The 17,819-nt window shown below is 64.9% G+C and carries 8 protein-coding genes; 2 read left to right on the forward strand and 6 right to left on the reverse strand.

Annotated features, from left to right (window positions below):
- Positions 1 to 40 precede the first annotated feature (40 nt).
- From ACG2LG_RS09095 to ACG2LG_RS09105, 3 genes are read right to left on the reverse strand one after another with little or no spacing between them, the layout of a single operon-like run.
- Positions 41 to 2,761: a hypothetical protein gene (locus ACG2LG_RS09095; protein ID WP_396258307.1), complete on the reverse strand. Its 2,721-nt coding sequence runs from the start codon at positions 2,759 to 2,761 to the stop codon at positions 41 to 43.
- 2 nt (positions 2,762 to 2,763) lie between these two features.
- Complete coding sequence (locus ACG2LG_RS09100; RefSeq protein ID WP_396258308.1) at positions 2,764 to 5,445, reverse strand: hypothetical protein; 2,682 nt, start codon at positions 5,443 to 5,445, stop codon at positions 2,764 to 2,766.
- Positions 5,446 to 5,468: 23 nt separating this feature from the next.
- Positions 5,469 to 7,382: a hypothetical protein gene (locus ACG2LG_RS09105; protein WP_396258310.1), complete on the reverse strand. Its 1,914-nt coding sequence runs from the start codon at positions 7,380 to 7,382 to the stop codon at positions 5,469 to 5,471.
- A 330-nt stretch (positions 7,383 to 7,712) separates the two neighbouring features.
- Here ACG2LG_RS09105 and ACG2LG_RS09110 point away from each other — a divergent pair, with 330 nt between their 5' ends.
- Both ACG2LG_RS09110 and ACG2LG_RS09115 read left to right on the forward strand, forming a co-directional pair.
- Entirely contained in the window at positions 7,713 to 8,963 is a 1,251-nt protein-coding gene (locus tag ACG2LG_RS09110; RefSeq protein ID WP_396258311.1) for a hypothetical protein, read from the forward strand.
- Positions 8,964 to 9,013: 50 nt separating this feature from the next.
- Positions 9,014 to 9,883 carry a hypothetical protein gene (locus ACG2LG_RS09115; RefSeq protein WP_396258312.1) on the forward strand — a complete coding sequence of 290 codons (870 nt, stop codon included), beginning with the start codon at positions 9,014 to 9,016 and terminating at the stop codon, positions 9,881 to 9,883.
- Positions 9,884 to 9,898: 15 nt separating this feature from the next.
- Here the strand turns inward: ACG2LG_RS09115 and ACG2LG_RS09120 are convergent, their stop codons facing one another.
- From ACG2LG_RS09120 to ACG2LG_RS09130, 3 genes are all read right to left on the reverse strand, one after another.
- Positions 9,899 to 10,879 carry a prenyltransferase/squalene oxidase repeat-containing protein gene (locus tag ACG2LG_RS09120; RefSeq protein WP_396258313.1) on the reverse strand — a complete coding sequence of 327 codons (981 nt, stop codon included), beginning with the start codon at positions 10,877 to 10,879 and terminating at the stop codon, positions 9,899 to 9,901.
- 158 nt (positions 10,880 to 11,037) lie between these two features.
- Positions 11,038 to 15,450 (reverse strand): hypothetical protein, encoded by a 4,413-nt coding sequence (locus tag ACG2LG_RS09125; protein WP_396258315.1) that lies wholly within the window; start codon positions 15,448 to 15,450, stop codon positions 11,038 to 11,040.
- Positions 15,450 to 17,819 carry a hypothetical protein gene (locus ACG2LG_RS09130; protein WP_396258317.1) on the reverse strand — a complete coding sequence of 790 codons (2,370 nt, stop codon included), beginning with the start codon at positions 17,817 to 17,819 and terminating at the stop codon, positions 15,450 to 15,452. The genes ACG2LG_RS09125 and ACG2LG_RS09130 overlap by 1 nt, the downstream gene beginning before the upstream one ends.

Consider the following 17,819-nt stretch of genomic DNA (forward strand, 5'->3'; position numbering starts at 1 on the left):
TTCCGCCCGATGGAAGCGCCAGCAGGAGGGGATGTCCATTCTATCGAGAATTCATCTCCTCCTTGATGGAGTCGCGAAGGGCTTCCGCCTCGTCGAGTTCCTTGGTGCGCAGGCTCATGCCGCCGGCCTTTCCCAGTTCCGCCTGGAAGACCACCTCGGCGTCGGCCAGCGCCTTTTCCCATTCCTGAAGGGCCATGTAGACCCGGGCGCGTGCCCGGAGGTGGGGGAGGCTGTACTTCGGCTCGGGGAGCTTCCGGCCCTTTTCGTCGACCGCTTCGGGGTCGTAAGGCGGAGCCAGCGACATGATGCGCTGCTCGGCGGCCTCGATGTCGCCGCGTTTCAGGGCTTCCATGACGAATTGCTCGTCGAGCAGGTGAATGGTGTCGGGAAACACCGAGGAGACGTTGCCGACCTCGGAGGTGAGATTCGTGAGGATGCGACCCTGTTTGTCGACCAGCACGGCGCAGGCCTCGTCGTCCAGCATGCCGAGTCGGTGAACCAAGGGGTTGTTCATTCCGCCGGGGATCTCGAGGATGGGATGATCCCATTGGGTTTCGCTGTTCCGCACCTTGATGTCCTCGAGGACGGCCTGTTCGTCCGCCTTCCCGAGCATGGCGACCCGGAGGTCCACATCGGGGCGCTGCAAGGCATAGCCGGGAAAGTTCCTGAGGATCCTCGAGGGAGAGGGAGGGCGGGTGTCTTCACGATCGTTGCCACGCCACGTTCCAGGCTGCGCCAGCAGGATGGCGGTGTAGTCGGCTTCGAGATCCTCGGGGATCCGGAAGGTCTTTCCGTCGGAGGTGGCGAGTTCCAGCTTCAGCATGCGCCGGGCTTCCTCGATCGATCCCTTGGTCATCTCGTTCTTCAGGCGCCGCCCGAACGACCAACCGGCGGTGAACGGCACGTGAAACATCCAGTAGTCATGGTAGCGGCTCAGCAGGAATGAGGAGAAAAGCCACATCGACGGGTATTCGGTGTGGCCCGCGAGGATGACGGACCGGAAGCGTTCGTAGCGTGCCTCGTCCGCCACATCCAGTGACAGCAGCGCCGCCACCGCAAGAACGGGACCGGGGGCCGACGCACCGCCTTGCCCGGCGACGAAGGCATCGATGACCTTTCCCGGATCGGCATCCGGATTCCGCAGAGCCTGACGGGTCAGGCAGAATCGTGGGATCACATCGGTGCCTTCCGGGTAGCCGGCCGCCATCGCGAGCTGCGCCTCGGCGACGGCCGCTTCAAAGAACGCGGGATCAAAGTCCGTCTTCCAGAGGCCAAGCAGGGCAATCATGAGCCGGTTCCTCACGATCCACAGGTCGGGGGCGTCCGGATAATCCTTCAGCGCCTTGCGGCAAAGGTCATGCATCTTCCGGTAGCCGGCCCGGATCTCGGCCACACTCGAATGATAGCGTTGCGGCGGCGCGATCAGGCAGTCTTGGATTGCGACCAAAGTCTCTTCCGGGACGGAGCCGGCACCGCGTTCAAGTGGCGTGACTTTTCCTCCCATGGCAGCGGCCTTGAGTTCGGGAGGTCGGGTCGGATCGAGGGCGCCCTCGGGATCAAAGATCAGGAAGTCCCCGGTCATCAGGGCGGAAAGATGCTGGGCATAGTCATCGCGACTCCAACTGCGGATCAGGGTGCGCCGGAAGGACTCGGTCTGGGGCTTGAGATCCTCGCTGGGTTTGATGCTGCCGAGCGTTTCCTCCAGCTCTTCCGGCGTCAGCGGCGTGGGCTTGGGCGACGACTCACGCATCATCATCGCCACCTGGCCGGTGGGGGCCACCCGCATGTTGAGGGGGTCGACCCGTGCGTAGGCGCGGTACATCGGGTTCTCCCGGCCTCCCGGGAAATGCAGGCAGGGCCAGCCGGCGCCGAGTCGACGGATGATGGATTCGCCGGCGTCGGGCAGGTCGTCCAGATTCATGCTGATCAGCTCAAGGCGGCCATCGATCCGTTCGTGATCGACCTTCTGGGCCGCCGCCAGATCGGCGATGTACTGCAGGGCCCTCGGGTCTTCCTTTGACCAGAAAATGACCATCGAGGAATGCCCGAGACCGTCCATGGGGAAGCATGCCGTCTTGCCGTCCGACCTCTGGAAGTGACCGACGAAGGGAACCCCGAAGACCTGCCCGCCGAGGTGGTCCCTGAGAAAGGTGATCATTTCGAGATCGGCGGAGTAATTCTCGGCGATGATTTGCCGCAGATCATTGACGAGACGGGTGTCGCCGATCTCAAGGGCCATCACCATGGTGGTTCGAAGGGCCTTCGGTCCTGCGGGCGTGCCAACATAGCGGTCGATAAATCGCCGGAGGGCGGCGGAGCGGTCGCCCGTGCCGTCGCTTCTCTTTGCCTGCTCCACCTGCGACAGAAGCAGATCGGCCTCGAGCCGTAACTCGGCGAACTCGTCGGGTGCCTTGACCAGTTCCCGGCAGGTCTCGATCAGGTCCTCCCGGTATTGGTTGTCGTCGTCGAGGGCGACGAGCCGCTGGCGGGCGCGGAACAGAAACTCAAGGGTCGACCAGCGGGTGGCCTCGCTCTTGCCTTCCTCCAGTCGTTTCTCGGCGTCGCGGATCACGCGACGCACGGCCAGGCGCTGACGCGCGACGGAACCGGCATCCTCCGAGGAGAGTAGTGCCTCCTCGAACTCCTCCAGACCGGCGTCAGGGGGCTCGCTTGCCGCGGCAGGAGCGGCATGGAGCACGGCAAGGGCGAGGCAGAAGATGCCCAGACGAATGGCATGAATGACGTGGCTCCGGCGGTGCATCCCTAGCGAGTCTCTTCGATCTGTTGCTTGATCTCCTCGCGCAGGGCCTCATCTGCCTCGAGTTGGTCGGTGCGGAGGCTCATGCCGCCATCCTTGCTGAGCTGTTGGGAGCAGATCTCCTCGGCGTCGGCCAGGGCCTTGTCCCAATCCTCCATGGCCATGTAGACGCGGGCGCGTGCCCGCAGGTGGGAGAGTGCATAATTGGGCTTCCTCAGCTTGCGGCCGCGGTCATCCACCGCCTCGGGATCGTAGGGTGGCGCGAGGGAGAAGATGAAGTCCCTGGCGGCATCAAATTTGCCCTCTTCCAGCAGGGCATCGACCTTCAGGGCGTCCTGGTGGGTCACCACATTGACGAGAGTGCTGCCACTGCGGTCGGAATGCGTGGCCAGACCGGAGATGGCGGCGAGAATCCGGCCCTGCTTGTCCACCAGCACGGAGTTCACGTCGCGAGTGGTGGAGAGCATGCCGAGCCGGTGCACCAGCGGGTTGTCGAGGCCGCCCGGCAGGCTCAGCATCATGCCGGGGATTTCAATGTCGTTGCCCTTGTGGTCCTTGATGACGCCGGGGTGCGGTTCGTCGTCGAAGACGGCCAAGGCCGTTTGGACATCCCCGCTCGGACGGGCGTCCGCGAATGCCGTGAAGCCGGAAATGGTACGCACGGGCGACGGGGGGAGGCCGTCGTCGCGGTTGCTGCTCCAAGGGCCGGGGTTGGAGAAGAAGATGGCGGTGTAGTCGGCGCTGAGATCCCCGGGAATGCGGAAGGACTTTCCATCCGCCGTGCGCAGGTCGGCCTTCAACATGCGGTGGGCGTCTTCCGGATCGCCCTTGGTCTGGAAGTAGCCCTCGCGCCGGCCATAGGACCAGCCGGCGGTGAAGGGCACCTGGAAGAGCCAGTAGTGATGATGGCGGTCGAGGAGGAAGGCGGTGAAAATCCACATCATCGGATCTTCCGTATGCTGCTTGAGGATGACTTCGCGAAACTCCTCGAAGCGAAGGCGCTCGGCCACGTCCAAGGCCAGCATGGATGCCGCGGCGAGCCCCGGGCCGGGTGCCTTTTCCCCGCCGGATTCGGCCACAAACCGGTCCAGCACCTGGCGCGTGTCGGCTTCCGGATCGCGCAAGGCTTCGCGGGCGAGACAAAAGCGGGCGACGAGGTCACAGCCCTCGGGATAGCCTGTGGCGACGGCCGCCCGGGCTTCCTCAAACGCGGCTTCGAGTTGGCCGAGGTCACCGCCGACTTTCCAGAGTCCGAGCAGGGCCACGATCAGGCGGTTCCTGACGATCCACAGGTCCGGGGCGTCGGGGTGGTCCACCACGGCCTTGCGGCCCAGCTCCACGGCCTTGCGGTAGTGGGAAAGAATCTCCTCGTGGGGAATGAGGTAGCGTGTCGGTGGGGCGACAAAGCATTCCTGAATCGCCTGCAGAGTTGCCTCGGGAACGCTCTGTCCCGTGCGCGGGAGCATCTTGCCCGCGGAGACGGCCTTGAGCTCGGGCGGACGGGCCGGGTCGATCCCGCCCGCCGGATCAAACACCAGGAAATCCCCGGCACTCAGCGAGCTGAGCTGGGCGCAATAGTCGGGCTGGGTCCATTGACGTGCGAAGGCGGAACCGAAGGTGCGGTCGAAGTCGACCGATCCGTCCTCCGTGAGCTTGGTGCGGCCGACGCCTTCCATGATCAGCGCGGCCTGGCCGGTGGAACTGACCCGCATGGCCAGCGGATCCCGGCTGGCATAGGCCTTGTAGATCGAGTTTTCCCGGCCGCCTGGAAGATGCAGGCATTGCCAGTCGGCGCCAAAGCCGCGGATGATGGACTCTCCGGCGTCGGGCAGGCCGTCCAGATTGAAGCTCAGGATTTCCATCCGGCCCGGGAGCTGATCCTTGACCTTGAGGGTCGCCTCCGCGAGTCCCTTGGCATGGGCAAGTCCCTCGCCTTCCCTCGACCAGAACAGCACCATGGTCGAACGGCCGAAGGTGTCCATCGGGAGGCGCACGAGCTTGCCATCGGAGCGCTTGAAACTGCCGGCGAATGGAACCCCAAGCACCTGCCCGCCCAGCTTGTCGCGCTGGAACTGGATCATCTCGTGATCGGCCGCGTAGTGGACGGCGATGAGTTCGCGGAGATCCGCGACCAACTTGACGTCGCCCAGTTCGAGAGCCATCACCATCGCCACGCGCAGCACCTTGGCTCCCTCCTTGGTTTCAATGTAGCGCTCGATGAGCGGCCGAAGCGCCGCCGCGCGTTCCTCGTCGCTGGCTCCGCTCTTGGCGAGTTCGGTCTGGGAAAGCAGGAGGTCGGCCTGGAACTTCAAGTGCGCATACTCGTCCGGCGCCTTGACCAGTTCGGCGCAGGTTTTCATCAGGGCCGCCCGGTGCTTGGAATCATCGTCCATCGCGATGAGCTGCTGCTGCGCCCGGAACAGGAACTCGAGCGCGAGAAAGCGCTCCGGTTTGCCGGCGTGGGCCTCGATGAGTAACTCGGTGTCACGAATCACGCGGCGCACCGCGAGCCGCTTGCGGGCGTCCGACGAGGCGTCCGTGGCTTCGACCAGCGCCTGTTCGAGCTCGGTGATGGTCGCTTCGGTGATGGCCTCCTCGCCCGATGCCCGTGGCAGGCCCAGGAAAAGCGTCGCGAGGATGCCGAGGGCGAGCACGACGAGGCGTGGCGGAACCAGGATGGCGCTCATGGCAGGTGAGGGTCTGGAAAGCATCACTGCACCGGCTTGATCTGCCAGTTCTTGATGCTGACTCCGCGATTGGGAACCCGGGCGGTCACGCTGATCGTGTTGCGACCCTCGGACAGCGTCACCTTCGTCGGCTCGGAGGTCTGCCAAAGGCCCTTGGTGTAGGGCATCGCGAAGGGAGTGGGCTCGTCACGGTTGATCCGGACGAGGACCTCGAGGTCGGGGGAGACGGTCGCGGCCTGCGCGGTGAGCTCGTACTCTCCCGCGGCCGGGACTTCGACGCGGTACTTGAACAACTCGGGGCGCTGGCCCAGGCGGCTGTAGTGGAGTTGGTAGCCGTCTTCCCAGCTTTCCAGGAAAAGGATGCGGTCGCTGGGCTTGCGGGGCGAGTAGCAGGCCACGGCGGGAATGGTGATGATCCCGTCGTCGGCCACCGTGATTTCCTTGAACTCATCCGGAATCTCGATGTCCTCGCCTTCCTCGTCGCCGATCAGGTTGTCGGACTCGCCGAGTTCCATGCCTCCCACCAATTCAAGCGCTTCGACCTCGGCCTTCTTGACGATGATCTGCTTCTTGACGAAGGCGAGGCTGTTCCAGAAGCCGCCACCCTTGCCATAGCTGCCGTTCGATAGCGCGGTGTCCGGCTCATCGTAGGCGTCTCCGATCCACTGGGCACGACGCACGAGTTGATAATCCTCCTCGAACTCACGAGCCTGGGAATCGAGCAGGAAATCCAGGCCGCCCCACGGTCCGCACCAGGCCATCGACCACCAGGCCCCGAGGCAGATCACCCAGCCGTCGGGCGTCCAGTGGTTCATCGCGCCGTGACCGGTCTGGGTCGACTGTCGTGAAGGAATCCCGAAGGCGCGGGTGGAGAAGCGGCCGTAGTAGGCGCGGCGACCGCAGATGCCGCCGAGCGCGATGTGCTGCTGGCCGGGTGTGCCCAGGGCGGGGTCGTCGGTGGGGCTGCAATAGGGCACGTCGCTCTTCACGATGCGGATGTAGCGCCACTTGTAATCGTCCATGCGGATGTGGTCCGGGCGGTAGACACGCAGCATCTGGCGGAACCACGCGAGGTCCTCGTTGCTGTAGGGATCGTTGGCGATGAAGCGGCATTCCCAGGTATTCATTTCGGGGAAGGCGGGATCGAGTTCGCCATCGAGATAGGCCTTCTCATAGTGCAGGTAGCGGGGGATCTGCTTGATGTTGGCATTCGCGCTGAAGACGGTGGCATGGATGCCGGCCCTGCCCTCCTCGCCGCCGGTGCTTTCGGCGTTGAGCCACGGCATCTGGATCGCCATGCCCAGTGCCAGCCGCTGGAAGATGGTGCCGCGCTCGCGGGCGCGCTCGCTGGCATCGAGGATGGCGGTGTAGACCTCCATCATCTCGCCGTATTCACCGCCGTTGGCCCCGCCGGCCTCGAGCACCTGGCGCATCAGGGCGTCGTCGGCGAAGAAGTCGTCGAGCAGCTTCTTGTGCTTGTCACCTTTCTGGGCGAATTCGGCGAGGCCACGGGGCGTGGCATGGGTGAGCACGGCGATCCGCATCAGTTTCGAATCAAGGGCATCCGAGGCGAGGGTCGGAGCCAGGTCTTCCAGCAGGGCACCGGCGGCATCGAGGGAGGCACTCTCGGTCTGCTCGCGCAATTCCTCGATGGCCTTCCGCTCAGCGGGCGGGGTGTCATCGTTGACCCCGGAGATCCCGTCCCAGGTCTTCCGGAGCCCCATGAAGCGCGACCTCCTGGCCTCATCAATCCCGGGCAGGGCGGCAACCACCTCCGCCCGAAGTGATTCCAGTTCCTTGGTGTAGTTTTCGTGAAGTTCGCTGCCGCGGGTGCTGAGCGGGATTTCTTCCTGATTCCGGGCCCCGGCGGCCGGGATCAGGACGATGACGGTCGCCGCCAGTGCGGTGGCAGGGGACAGGTGCTTGTGGAATTGCATGAGAGCGCAGTGTGGCCCTCTGTAACGTGCCGGAGCAGGTTCCTCTTTCGCCGGGAAATCTGTCCACGAGTATGCCGGTCGGCCGATGTTGCCATCTGTCTGGTTAACAGCCCGGTGAGGGGCACCGGATGCGTGTCGGTATTCGTAGCCGCTTCCGGGTGGAACCTCGGTCGATCCGCAGGGGCGCGCAAGCAGGTTGCAGAGAAGGTCCAGCAGCTCGCTGTCAGATTTCAGCCTTCAAATTCTGGGTGGGCACGGTAGCCTTTCCCCATGACCCTGAGACCGCCGGTGGCAAAGTTTCACAATCGTTGCTTCGTGGTGGTTTCAGTCATGATTTTGGGGTGCGGCAAACTGGTGCCGGCCCGTGGAGACGTAACCGATCCGGTTGGCTACACCACTCTTGAAGCAGTGCCGGGGGAGCAGCGGGTCCTGCCCTTGGGCCTCTACCGGATGGACGGGATTCGAGTCCCTGTTTCGGCCGTGAGTGGCAATGTAATCAGTCTCGCTTGGGCGGTCAGTGAGGAGAATGTGTCCCGCCTGGGGTCGTGCTTTCTCCAGGTGCGGGAAGGGCTTCGAGAGGGAGTGTCCATGCGCGTGGCCGCGATCTCCGGCGCCTCGCTCACCACCCGGTTTGATCCAATGGGAATGATCCAGGCGGGAGACATGCTTGAGGTCATTTCGGAACGGACCGTGGGCGGCATCATGTCGCGCGCGACCCAGGCCGAGATCAATTGGGGAACCGACCCGGAGAATTCGGACCTCATCGGTATCTGGAATCCCCAACTTCAGGAAACCACCACCCTGTTTGCCAAGGAGGGAGTGGGTTGGGTCGATGCTGAGGACGCCGCCGCGGGAGACCGGTCGGCTACCGTCGTTCCTCATCCCTGTCCGCTACTTTACACGCGCCGGGGGGACGAGATCCTCTCCTTTCTTGTTGTAGGCGCCGTTCCGATGCCCTCAAGGCAGCGTTATTTTCGAGTTTGGACCGGTCGGAATTTTCTCAGCATGGGGGTCAATCCATTGGAGGGAAGTGTGGCTGACTATTTCCAGAGTGCCGGAGTGTTCGACATCCAGTCGGGCCGATCCGCTCCCGCTTCCGATGTGATCCGCATCCACGATTGGCAGAGCGGTGTCAGTCCCTTCTTCTATCGCGCCTCCTCGTCCGGGTCCGGTTTCGAATGGCGAGAGATCGGGCAGTCCGGACCGGCCTCGGCATATCCGGTTGAACTTTTTGAAGCTCTGGAGTTCCACCGCAGGGGAGTATCGAAGTTTGTCAGATTCGAGGGTTTCACGATTCCCACGAGTCTGGGCCCGGCAGCCTCGACACCGCTTGCCAGAAGCTCAGCTCCGGCGGGTGTTGAAGGGGCGGAATTGATCGACGTGAAATCGCGAGATTCGGGCATTCGGGTCGAATGGTATTCGGAGCCGGGAGTTGCCTATCGCGTGCAGTGGAGTGCCGCTTCCTATCGGGGGTGGGAGGATTGGAGTCCGACGGTCACCGCCGAGGGAGAGCGTTGCTGGGTCGACTGTGAGCGGCGCCCGGGCGGCCTGATCCGGATCATTGAAGAAACAGAGTCATGAAAGTACGAAACTTGCTGGTGGCAGTCCTTCTCGGCACCCTGGGGCAGGCCTTGGCAGCGGACCTCATTCTTTCCAATCTCGGCGAAGACTTTGGACCTGCCTCACTGTTTGAGGCCTCGGGAATGCCGCTCGATGAAGGGGACTTGATTCAAATTGTCATCTTCCCCGGATTGAATTCGTCCGAGATCGAGCAGCTTGCAGAGGAAGGAGTCGAAAGCGTGATGGCAGCTTCGGCTCCGCTTGGCAGTACGGCCGTCGGGGTGGGGGCAACCGGCAACAACGGGGGCTTTGAGTCGGTGGTGCAGACGCCTGCGGGCACGGAGGTGGCTGGACTCCATTTGCTGATCTTCAACGCGCCCCAAGCAGCGGATGCCGATGAATTTTCCTTGCTCCGGCTCCCCGGGGTGGTTCCAGAGGATGAAGTCGGCGGTTTCGAGGGTTTTTACACCCGGCATCTCGGTGAAGCCTCCGTTGTCTTCGGGGGAGAGTCGGAAGGCGGCTTTTCGACATTGCCGGCTACGGTGAGGTCGGACTTCGAATACTGGATCGCCCACGAGATGCCTGAAGGCACGCCTGCAGCAGACCTGCTCGAGACCGCCGATCCGGATTTCGACGGTCGTTCGAACTTGTTGGAGTATGGGACAGGAAGTTCTGCTGCTTTCGCCGATTTCTCGCCGATTCTTCGATTGGAACGTCGTGTCACCGGGATCCATGTTCGTTACCTCCGCCGGATGGACGACCCCACGCTGCGGGTCTTCGCCGAGTCGACATCCTCGCTGGCCGGCTGGCAACCACTGGATGCTAACGAAGAAATCTCCGCCGATGACGTGCCCAGGGGCTTCGAATGGGTGGAGCAACTTCTCTCGGATGGGTCTGGCCCGGTCTTTGCTCGCGTGAAGGTGGAGCGCTTGGAAGAGTAGGAGAACTGAATCGGCCTACTCCTGATACACCGGGATGTAGCGGTGCGGCGTGCCGAGGATGATGATGGCCATCGGCGTGGTGTGGGGGTAGGGCTTCTTGGGATTTTCCCACGAGCCGTTGGGCTGCTGCAGGGCGATGAGGGCGTCGCGGATCTGGGGATACCACTTGGCGTAGTGCTCGTCGCCGGCCTGCACCATGGCCTGGATGGCGTAGTAGTGGGCGTAGTAGTAGTAGCCGATCTCCTCGCGGTTGAAGACCTTGGGGCTGTTCTCGAGGTAGCGGACCGCGGCCTGCACCCACTCGGTGTCGCGCATGCCGCACAGCTGGGCGGCGTAGGCACCGCCAGCGGTGCAGGCGAGGGTCGAGCCGCCGCTGCCCTGGTAGCCGAAGCCACCGGTCTTCTCGTTCCAGACCTGGTCCCGCAGGTAGCCGACGACCCGGTCGATGGTCTCGGTCGGGACGAGGACTCCGGCCTGACGAGCCGAAGCGAGGGAGACGAAGACCATGGCTGTGACCGAGGTGTCCTGACCGCAATCCGGACGCGCATGGTAGCGCCAGCCCCCCAACGGACTCTGCGCCCGGAGAATGACCTGCACGGCCCGTTCCAGCTGCAACTGGATGCGGGCGTTGTCTTCGTTGTTCGCGGTCATGCCCCAGAGTTCCGAGAGGCACAGGGTGTAGAGCCCGTGTTCATACATCCCGGGCATGTATCCGGTGGATGACTCCTCGGCCTTCTTGAGCAGGTATTCCTTGGCGCGGTCGAGCGCCGCCCCGTAGCGGCCGAAGCCGGGGAAGTGGCCCTTCACCATGAAGGCCATGAGCCCGAGCGAAGTGCCGGCCGTGGAGAAGGTGCCGTCTTCCCTGGCCCACGAGCCGTCCTGCCGCTGCGTGTTGATCAGGAATTGCAGACCCCGCTCGATGGCGAGGTCGGCCGCCTCGGTCAGCTCGGGGGCTTCGGTCCCGGCAGGAGGCTCGGGGTCGCTTTGAGCGTGCACGGGCGAGAGGAGGGAGAAGCACCCAAATACCCAAGCACCCAAACACCCAAAGAATGACGAAGGACGAAATCCGAATGTTAGGCGGGACGCACGCCAGAACTCGAACTTGGGAATTTCGGATTTCATTGGGTGTTTGGGTTCTTGGTCATTCGGATTTTTCATTTCGCGACGCGTTCGTAGTAGTTCTTGAGCGTGGCGCGGTACTCGAGCGGCAGTTCGCGGGCGAAGTTCTGGTTCAAGGCGGCGCGGTTGCGTTCGCCGAGGATCTCCCACTCGGATTCCTTGTCGCCGGGCGCCTCACCACTGACGAAATCCGCGACGAAGCCGCTGATCTCCGTCTCATAGAGGTCGTTGGTTTCGGACTCGGTCAGCACATCGCTGTCGCTGGCCGACGGGGGAGGTGGGGCAGTGTTGAGGATCAGAGCCCATTGGATGATGAAGTGGCGAAGGCCTCGGTCGGCCGCGATCTGGGCCTGGGTGGCGTCGCCCTTGCGCGAGGACTTGAGGGCCGTCGCCGCGGTCTTGATCTGGTCATGAGCGATCGCCACGGCCGGGTCTCCCATTTCGCCCTCGCGGAAAGCTTCAAGCTTCGCGGCGAGGCTCTCCTGATCGGGAGCGAGGGCGGCGAGGTACTGGTCCGCCGCACCATGGGTCCGGCGGAGCAGTTGACGGTTCTTGCTGGCCACGTCGAGCACATCAATCAGCCGGTGAAGTTCGGGCGGCTCGGCATTGGTGACCGGAGTGGAAGGCAGGCCGGTGAGCATTTCGATGATGACGCCCATCTGGCCTCCGACCGCCCGGAGGGCGCTCTCCGCGGCGGTCATGGCATCGGCGGCATCCTGTCCCGCTTTGATGAGTTGCGCCGCTTCCTTCATCGACGAAGCCGGGGCCTGAAAATCGATGCTCAGGTCAAGGTCCTCGAGTCTGTCGCGGGTCTTTTCGTCGAGCCGTTCGAAATCGACCTTGCCGGCGACTTCGGACAGGACGCGACAGAAAGCGTCCACGTCGGAGGTGAGTGCCTGCTGTTTGGCAGCGGCATCATCCGGCTGCTCTTCACGCAGCTGGCGCTGGCGGAAGGCGAAGAACTCCGCGTCGGACTGGGCGTTGTTGAGGTATTCGACGATCTCGGCGACGTAGCCGGTCTGGACCGCGATCTCGCCGACCAGCCCCTGAACCTTGGCCAGCGACTCGACGGCGATCTCCTGGATCTCGGCGGCGTCCTCGGCATCGCCGTCCTCCATCGCCAGCAGGGCGTCCTCGACGTCGGATGCGGCGAAAACCAGCGGGGTTCCCACGTCGAGACGGGCGGCGACCAGGTCGAGCGATGGGGCGATGTCGCTGAGGCAGGTGAGCAGGTTGTTCTGGGGAGCAAGCAGCGCTTCGAGGTCTTGCTCGTCCGCCTCCTGGGTCGCGGCGATCAGGTCGTTCTGCCCGCCGACGACATCGGCCATGCCCGCGGTCGCCTTGGCCACCGATTGCCGGAAGCCGATCAGGGCCTGCAGCTTGTTGAGCTGGCCGAGCTGGGCCTCGGCGATCTCGCGCGCTTCGGCGAGGGCATTGGCGGCGTCTTCCTGCGGCTCGAGAGCCTCTTCGCCCTTCTTCGCCTCGAGCTGGGTTGCGGCCGACTTCATCGCCCGGTGGACGGCATCGAGCCGGTTGATCAAGGGAAGGGCCGCCTTGGGCGGGCCTTCGTCGCCCTGTGCCAACTCGGCGCGGAAAAGCTCCACCTCCTCGATCATGGCGAGCTGGTCGTCGAGCAGGCCCGGCGGGTTCTTTTCGTCGAGAGCGGCTTCCTCGGTCTGCTCGAGCAGGGCGATCTGCCGGGCCTCGAACTGCTCGAGCACGCCGAGGCGGTTGGTGGCGTCGGAGACATCGGCGGAAACGCCCAGGGACATCTGTGCCAGTTCCACCGACCAGACTTCAAGAATGGCGGCGAAGTCGTTCAAGGCCGTCAAAGCATCGGTCTGCGCGGTCACCACTGCATCCCGATCCTTGTTCTGCAGGGCGGTGAGCGCGTCGGCCATCGAGGCCTCCGCCTGCAGGCGTCGCTCGTCACTGGGTGGCTCCGGCATCAGGGTGAGATCGAAGAGACCGGCGCGGGGTGCGGGGATCGAGGGGAGGGCGGCCAGCACCAGTTGGTCACGCAGTCGGGACTGCCGTCCGGCAAAGGCCTCGCTCAGTTCTCCGGCGTTCTTGATCTCGTCGGCCAGCGATGTCTGGGCGGTGATGATGGAATCCACCCGTTCCCGCAGATCGCGCAGCTGGGCATACTGCGAACCGCTGCGCATGGTGAATTCCGCCTCCAGCAGGGGACGGATCAGGGGATAGGAGCCCACGGCGGCCTCGATGACCTTGCCGTCGCGGGTGAGCGTGGCCACCTTCCGGATCGATTCGCTCAAGGCACCCGTCCGCAGGGCGTGGATGCGGCGGTTCAGGCCCAGCACGTGCAGTGCCTTCTCGTCATAGCGCATGTGGGCATCGAGTTGATCCAGAAGTTCATCGGTCCAGGTGGCCACCTCCTCGTGGGCCGCGGCGAGGGCTTCGGCCTGCTCCGGCGTGGCGGTGAGCAGTTGCAGCCGCAGGCGGGCCAGTTCGTCGGCCAGCATGTTCGTTTCGCGGGCGAAGACCTCACGGGCGGCGTCGATGCCGCGTCGCATGACCAGTTCGCCCAGTTCCCGCGCGGCCTTGTTGACGGCGGCGATGGAGGGCTGCGGGTCGCGGGTTCCGGTGCCCACCTGGCCGCGCAGCAAGTCGGCGGCTCCGGCGACATCCTCGGTGGCGATGGTGCGGAGTTCGTCGCGCACCAGCCCGAGCATGTCGCTCTCGACCGCATCGCTGACCTGGTTGGCCGCCAGGTCGTCGAGCAGGGCCTGCACCTGATCGGAGGTATTGACGAGTTGCTCGCGGACCATTTCCTGCCGGATCGCCTCGAGTTGGCAGGTCGGCAGGTAGGAATCGGCCCGGGGATCGAGCCCGAGAACCAGCTCATGGGCGGCGCGCTCCTGGCGGTAGAGGTTGCGCACGCGGGTGAGCAGCCGCTCCATCTGCTTGGTGATGCCGGCGAGGTAGTCCTCGCGGGAGAGGAAGGTGATGCGGCGGGACTCGGTGCGCGCGCGGTGCGTGCCGTCTTCGCCGGGGTAGTTGTCGGCCACCTCGACGACGAAGGAAACCGAGTCGCCGATCTGCAGGTCGGGGAGTTCCTCGCGGTAGTCCCAGTCGAGCTTCTGCTCGCCCTCGCCGCTGACGGGCTGGGGGAGCTTGACGACCTTCTCCGGGCGTCGGTTGACCCGGTAGGTGATGGTCGTGGTGCCGATGCCGTGGTCGTCCTGGGCGCGAACGATGAGCTCCAGCGGGCGGCCGAGCATGGCGTCCAGGTTCGACTCTGGCGCGACCAGTTCGATCCGGGGCGCCTGGTCCGATGCCACCTGAAGGAAATAGCGTGGGCTGGTGAAGTCGAAGCCGTGCTCATCCTCGATCCACGAGAAGCTGTAGCCCCGCGAGGCCGAGGCGGATTCGGAAAGCGAGAGCGTGCGGCCGTCGTCACCGACCGTGAGCGGCAGGTCTTCGGCGCCGTCGCGATGGAGCGTGGCCTCGCGGATCGGGGTGTCGAGCGTCAGGTGCCAGCGGACCGCGGTTTCCTCGGGCACGGTGAGGGTGAGTGCTTCGACCGTCTCGGTCTCGCGATCGATGTAGTCGGGAAAGTCGAGGTCCACCTTGACCTCCGCGAGGCGGGGCGCGGGAATCACCCGCACCTGCCGCCAGTCGCTGCGTGCATCGCCGGCCCGGACGCGGTAGGTGAAATTTCGCGAGGCCGAGGCGATCTCGTAGGTGCAGCGTCCGTCGATCACCTCGAGCTCGATTTCGCGGGGCCGTCCCTCGCCGGTTTGGAGGGCGATGAGGGCGCTTTCCGGGACCGAGCCTGAGAGGCCGATCTCGATGCTCGCCGCCGCGCCTTCCTTGAGCACGAGATCACCTTCCCCGAGCTCGATGCGGGTGTCGGTCGGGTAGTCGATCGCCAGCCACGGCGTGAACATGCGTCCGATTCCGGCGGCGAGGAAGGAACCGTTGAGCACGGCAATCACGGCCAGTACCGCGACGACTCCAAGGGCGATCCGCAAGGGGAAGCTGAGATCCCGCAGCGTGACCACCTCCCGTGGGGGAATGTCCTGGGCGGCCTGTTCGGCGAGGCTTTGGGCCGCCTCCCACATGGCCGGGGAGGTGCCGGGAGCGGCGCCGCTTTTCTCGAACTGCACCGCCGTGACCAGCAGGCTGTCCATGCCGCCCCGGTGGTCTTCGACCTGCCGTGCGATGCGGGTGGCGTTGAAGCTCCGCAGTCGCGACCAGCCGTGACGCCAGGCCTGGCGCAGTGCGACGCCCAGCAGGATCACCGCAAGGCCCGCCCGCGCCCAGCCGGGAAGGAAGGTGTAGCGGTCGATGATGATGGCGATCAGGAACAGCGGCACGAACCAGCGGGCGAAGGCCAGCAGGCCGCCGAGCAAATGCTTGCGCTGCATCCGCATCCAGACGGCGCGAAGGCAGTGGGTCAGGGCACTGGGATTGGATTCGCTCATCAGGTCAGGTCGTGTCGTCGGCGCAGCAGCCATTCCATCCCGAGGAGGCCGACCAGCAGGACGGCCACCAGGGCGTTGTCCCACAGCGGGCGCTCGGAGCGGACCGTGGTCGTGATCGGTTCGTCATCCACCAGACCGCCGAGCCTTGGCAGGTCGCGCACGCCCAGCACCTGTCCTCCGGTCAGTTGGGCGATGCGTTGCAGGCCTGGGAGCTGCATGTTGGTGTCGGCCAGTTCCTCGTTCACGACCGCCACCTGGAACTCGGTGGTGTTGGAAACCTCGCGGTCGTCCTCGTTGGCCTCGAGGCGGTAGCGGCCGGGCACCGGCGCGGTGAAGTAGCCCTCGTAAAGGCCGGGCGAAGTGCGGTCCGGTTGGAGGCGCACGCGTTCGGTCAGGGCGTTGTCGCCGACGCCCCTGACCGTGATCTCGAAGGACGGCTGGACGACCGATTCGAAGTCCTCGTCGAGCACGTGGGCGTAGAGCCGCGTCTGTTCGCCGTCGCGGTAGGTCGAGCGGTCCGTCTCGAGGCGGATGCGCTTGTGCTCGCCCATCAGGCGCGAAAGCGTGAGGAACTGGATGCACTGCGACCAGACGCGCCAGTGGTACTTGTCACCGGTCTTGAAGCGCAGGCGCCAGAGGCGGTCGGTGGCGAGCGACAGGCACTTGCCGGTGCCGTAGCGCTGCCAGGCCACCATCGGGTAGCGCTGCGAGCCGCCGCTGGCATCGGAAAGCGTGGCCAGCACGGTGGCGCCCGGTTTGGCGCCGATCAGCGGCGGCAGGTGGTCGAGCGGGGCGACGCGACTCCAGATGCGATCGTTCTCCTCGGTTGAATTCTCAAGCAGCATGACCATGCTACTACGTCCCTCGGAGGTGAGCACCGGGTAGGTGGATTCCGGCGTGATCTCCCACTCGCTGTCCGGATCGAAACGCACCGGCAGCATGGTCTCGACGGGGGTGTCGGCGAAGGAGGCGGGGGTGTGCATCGGCCCGCAGAGCACCAGCAGCGAGCCGCCGCGGTCGCGGATGAGCTCCTCGAGCAGGCCGAGTTCCTCGGGTGTGAAAAACGCGGCGTCGACGTCGCCGAGGATGACCAGGTCGTACTGGAACGCATCCTCGCGCTTCGAGGGGAAGCGCTCGATGTGCTCGGGCGAGTTGCGAGCGAACTCGGGGCCGGCGCACGACGAGATGAAGGTGGTGTCGAGGCGAGGGTCGCGCTTGAGGATCGCGGAGAGGTAACGGAACTCCCATCGGTTGTTGCCCTCGATGTAGAGCACCTTCACCTTCTCGTTGACCACCCGGATGGTACGGTCGACGCGGTTGTTCGTCACCGAGACCTCGTCGTCGAAGGGCTCGATCGCCACCTCGATGCGGGCCGCGCCCTTCTCGTAGATGTCGACGTTGAAATCAACGTCCTCGAACTGCAGGCCACCCTCGAAGCGCACCCGCTTTTGCGAGACCTGGCGATCATTGAGCCGGACCGTGAGCCTCGCGGTGCGCTTCTCGTAGCCCTTCGAGAGCAACTGCACCTTGACCGGCACGCGGTCGCCGGAGAAGGCGACCTCCTGCATGACGATGTTGCGGATCGACACGTCGTCGGGTTCCTCGAGCCCGATGGGCACCGGAAAGACCGGGATCCCGCGCGCGCCGAGATCCCGCAAGACGGCCTCGGTGCGTTGCGAGGAGGCGTTGTCGATGCCGTCGGTGAGCATCACGATGCCGGCCGGCGCGGTGGCACCCGACTTGGCCACGCTTTCCAGCGACGCGGCGATGGAGGTGGTCGGCTCCGAGGGCGTGAGTCCGGCGAGATCATCCACGGTGACCGTATTGGCGTCGCTGACGATCTGCGGTGAACGGCCGAAGCTGTGGTAGCTGATGTCGAGCGAGTCACCCAGTCCCTCGAAGACCGCCTGCGCCGAGTCGGTGAGGATGCCGCGGGCGAGGTCCAGCCGCGACGCGGAAAGGATGGCCTGCCGCTGGTCGGCGTCGAGCCCCATCACCACGTGGTCCGGTTCGGATTCATCCTCGGCGAGCATGCCCAGCGCGGCCGCGGCGTCGGCGACGTCCTCCGAGTTCTTGCGCGGGTCCTGCATCGACATGCTCTCGGAGACGTCGATCAGCACCGGCAGGGTGCGCGCCTGGGTGTGGGTCTCGCGGACCACGCGGGTCGGCTCGAAAAGCGAGGCAACGATCAGCGCCAGCGCGATCAGGCGGGCCGCGCCGAGGAGAATCCTCAGCCAGACCGGCAGCCCCCACGAGCGGCGGTAGAGGAAGAGCGTGAGCAGCACCACCGCGGCGAAGGCCGCGATCATGAGCGGTGCGGGCAACGGGCGGGCCCAGAAGAAGTCGTCGAATCCGGCGGCGATGATCAT

This window comes from Haloferula sp. A504, from assembly GCF_044385805.1.
Taxonomy (GTDB): Bacteria; Verrucomicrobiota; Verrucomicrobiia; order Verrucomicrobiales; family Akkermansiaceae; genus Haloferula.

What these genes read in the sequence shown, in the direction of transcription:
- ACG2LG_RS09110 (WP_396258311.1), top strand. Translation starts at nt 7,713, where the DNA reads ATGATTTTGGGGTGCGGCAAACTGGTGCCGGCCCGTGGAGACGTAACC.
- ACG2LG_RS09095 (WP_396258307.1), bottom strand. Translation starts at nt 2,761, where the DNA reads ATGCACCGCCGGAGCCACGTCATTCATGCCATTCGTCTGGGCATCTTC.
- ACG2LG_RS09105 (WP_396258310.1), bottom strand. Translation starts at nt 7,382, where the DNA reads ATGCAATTCCACAAGCACCTGTCCCCTGCCACCGCACTGGCGGCGACC.
- ACG2LG_RS09125 (WP_396258315.1), bottom strand. Translation starts at nt 15,450, where the DNA reads ATGAGCGAATCCAATCCCAGTGCCCTGACCCACTGCCTTCGCGCCGTC.
- ACG2LG_RS09130 (WP_396258317.1), bottom strand. Translation starts at nt 17,819, where the DNA reads ATGATCATCGCCGCCGGATTCGACGACTTCTTCTGGGCCCGCCCGTTG.
- ACG2LG_RS09100 (WP_396258308.1), bottom strand. Translation starts at nt 5,445, where the DNA reads ATGAGCGCCATCCTGGTTCCGCCACGCCTCGTCGTGCTCGCCCTCGGC.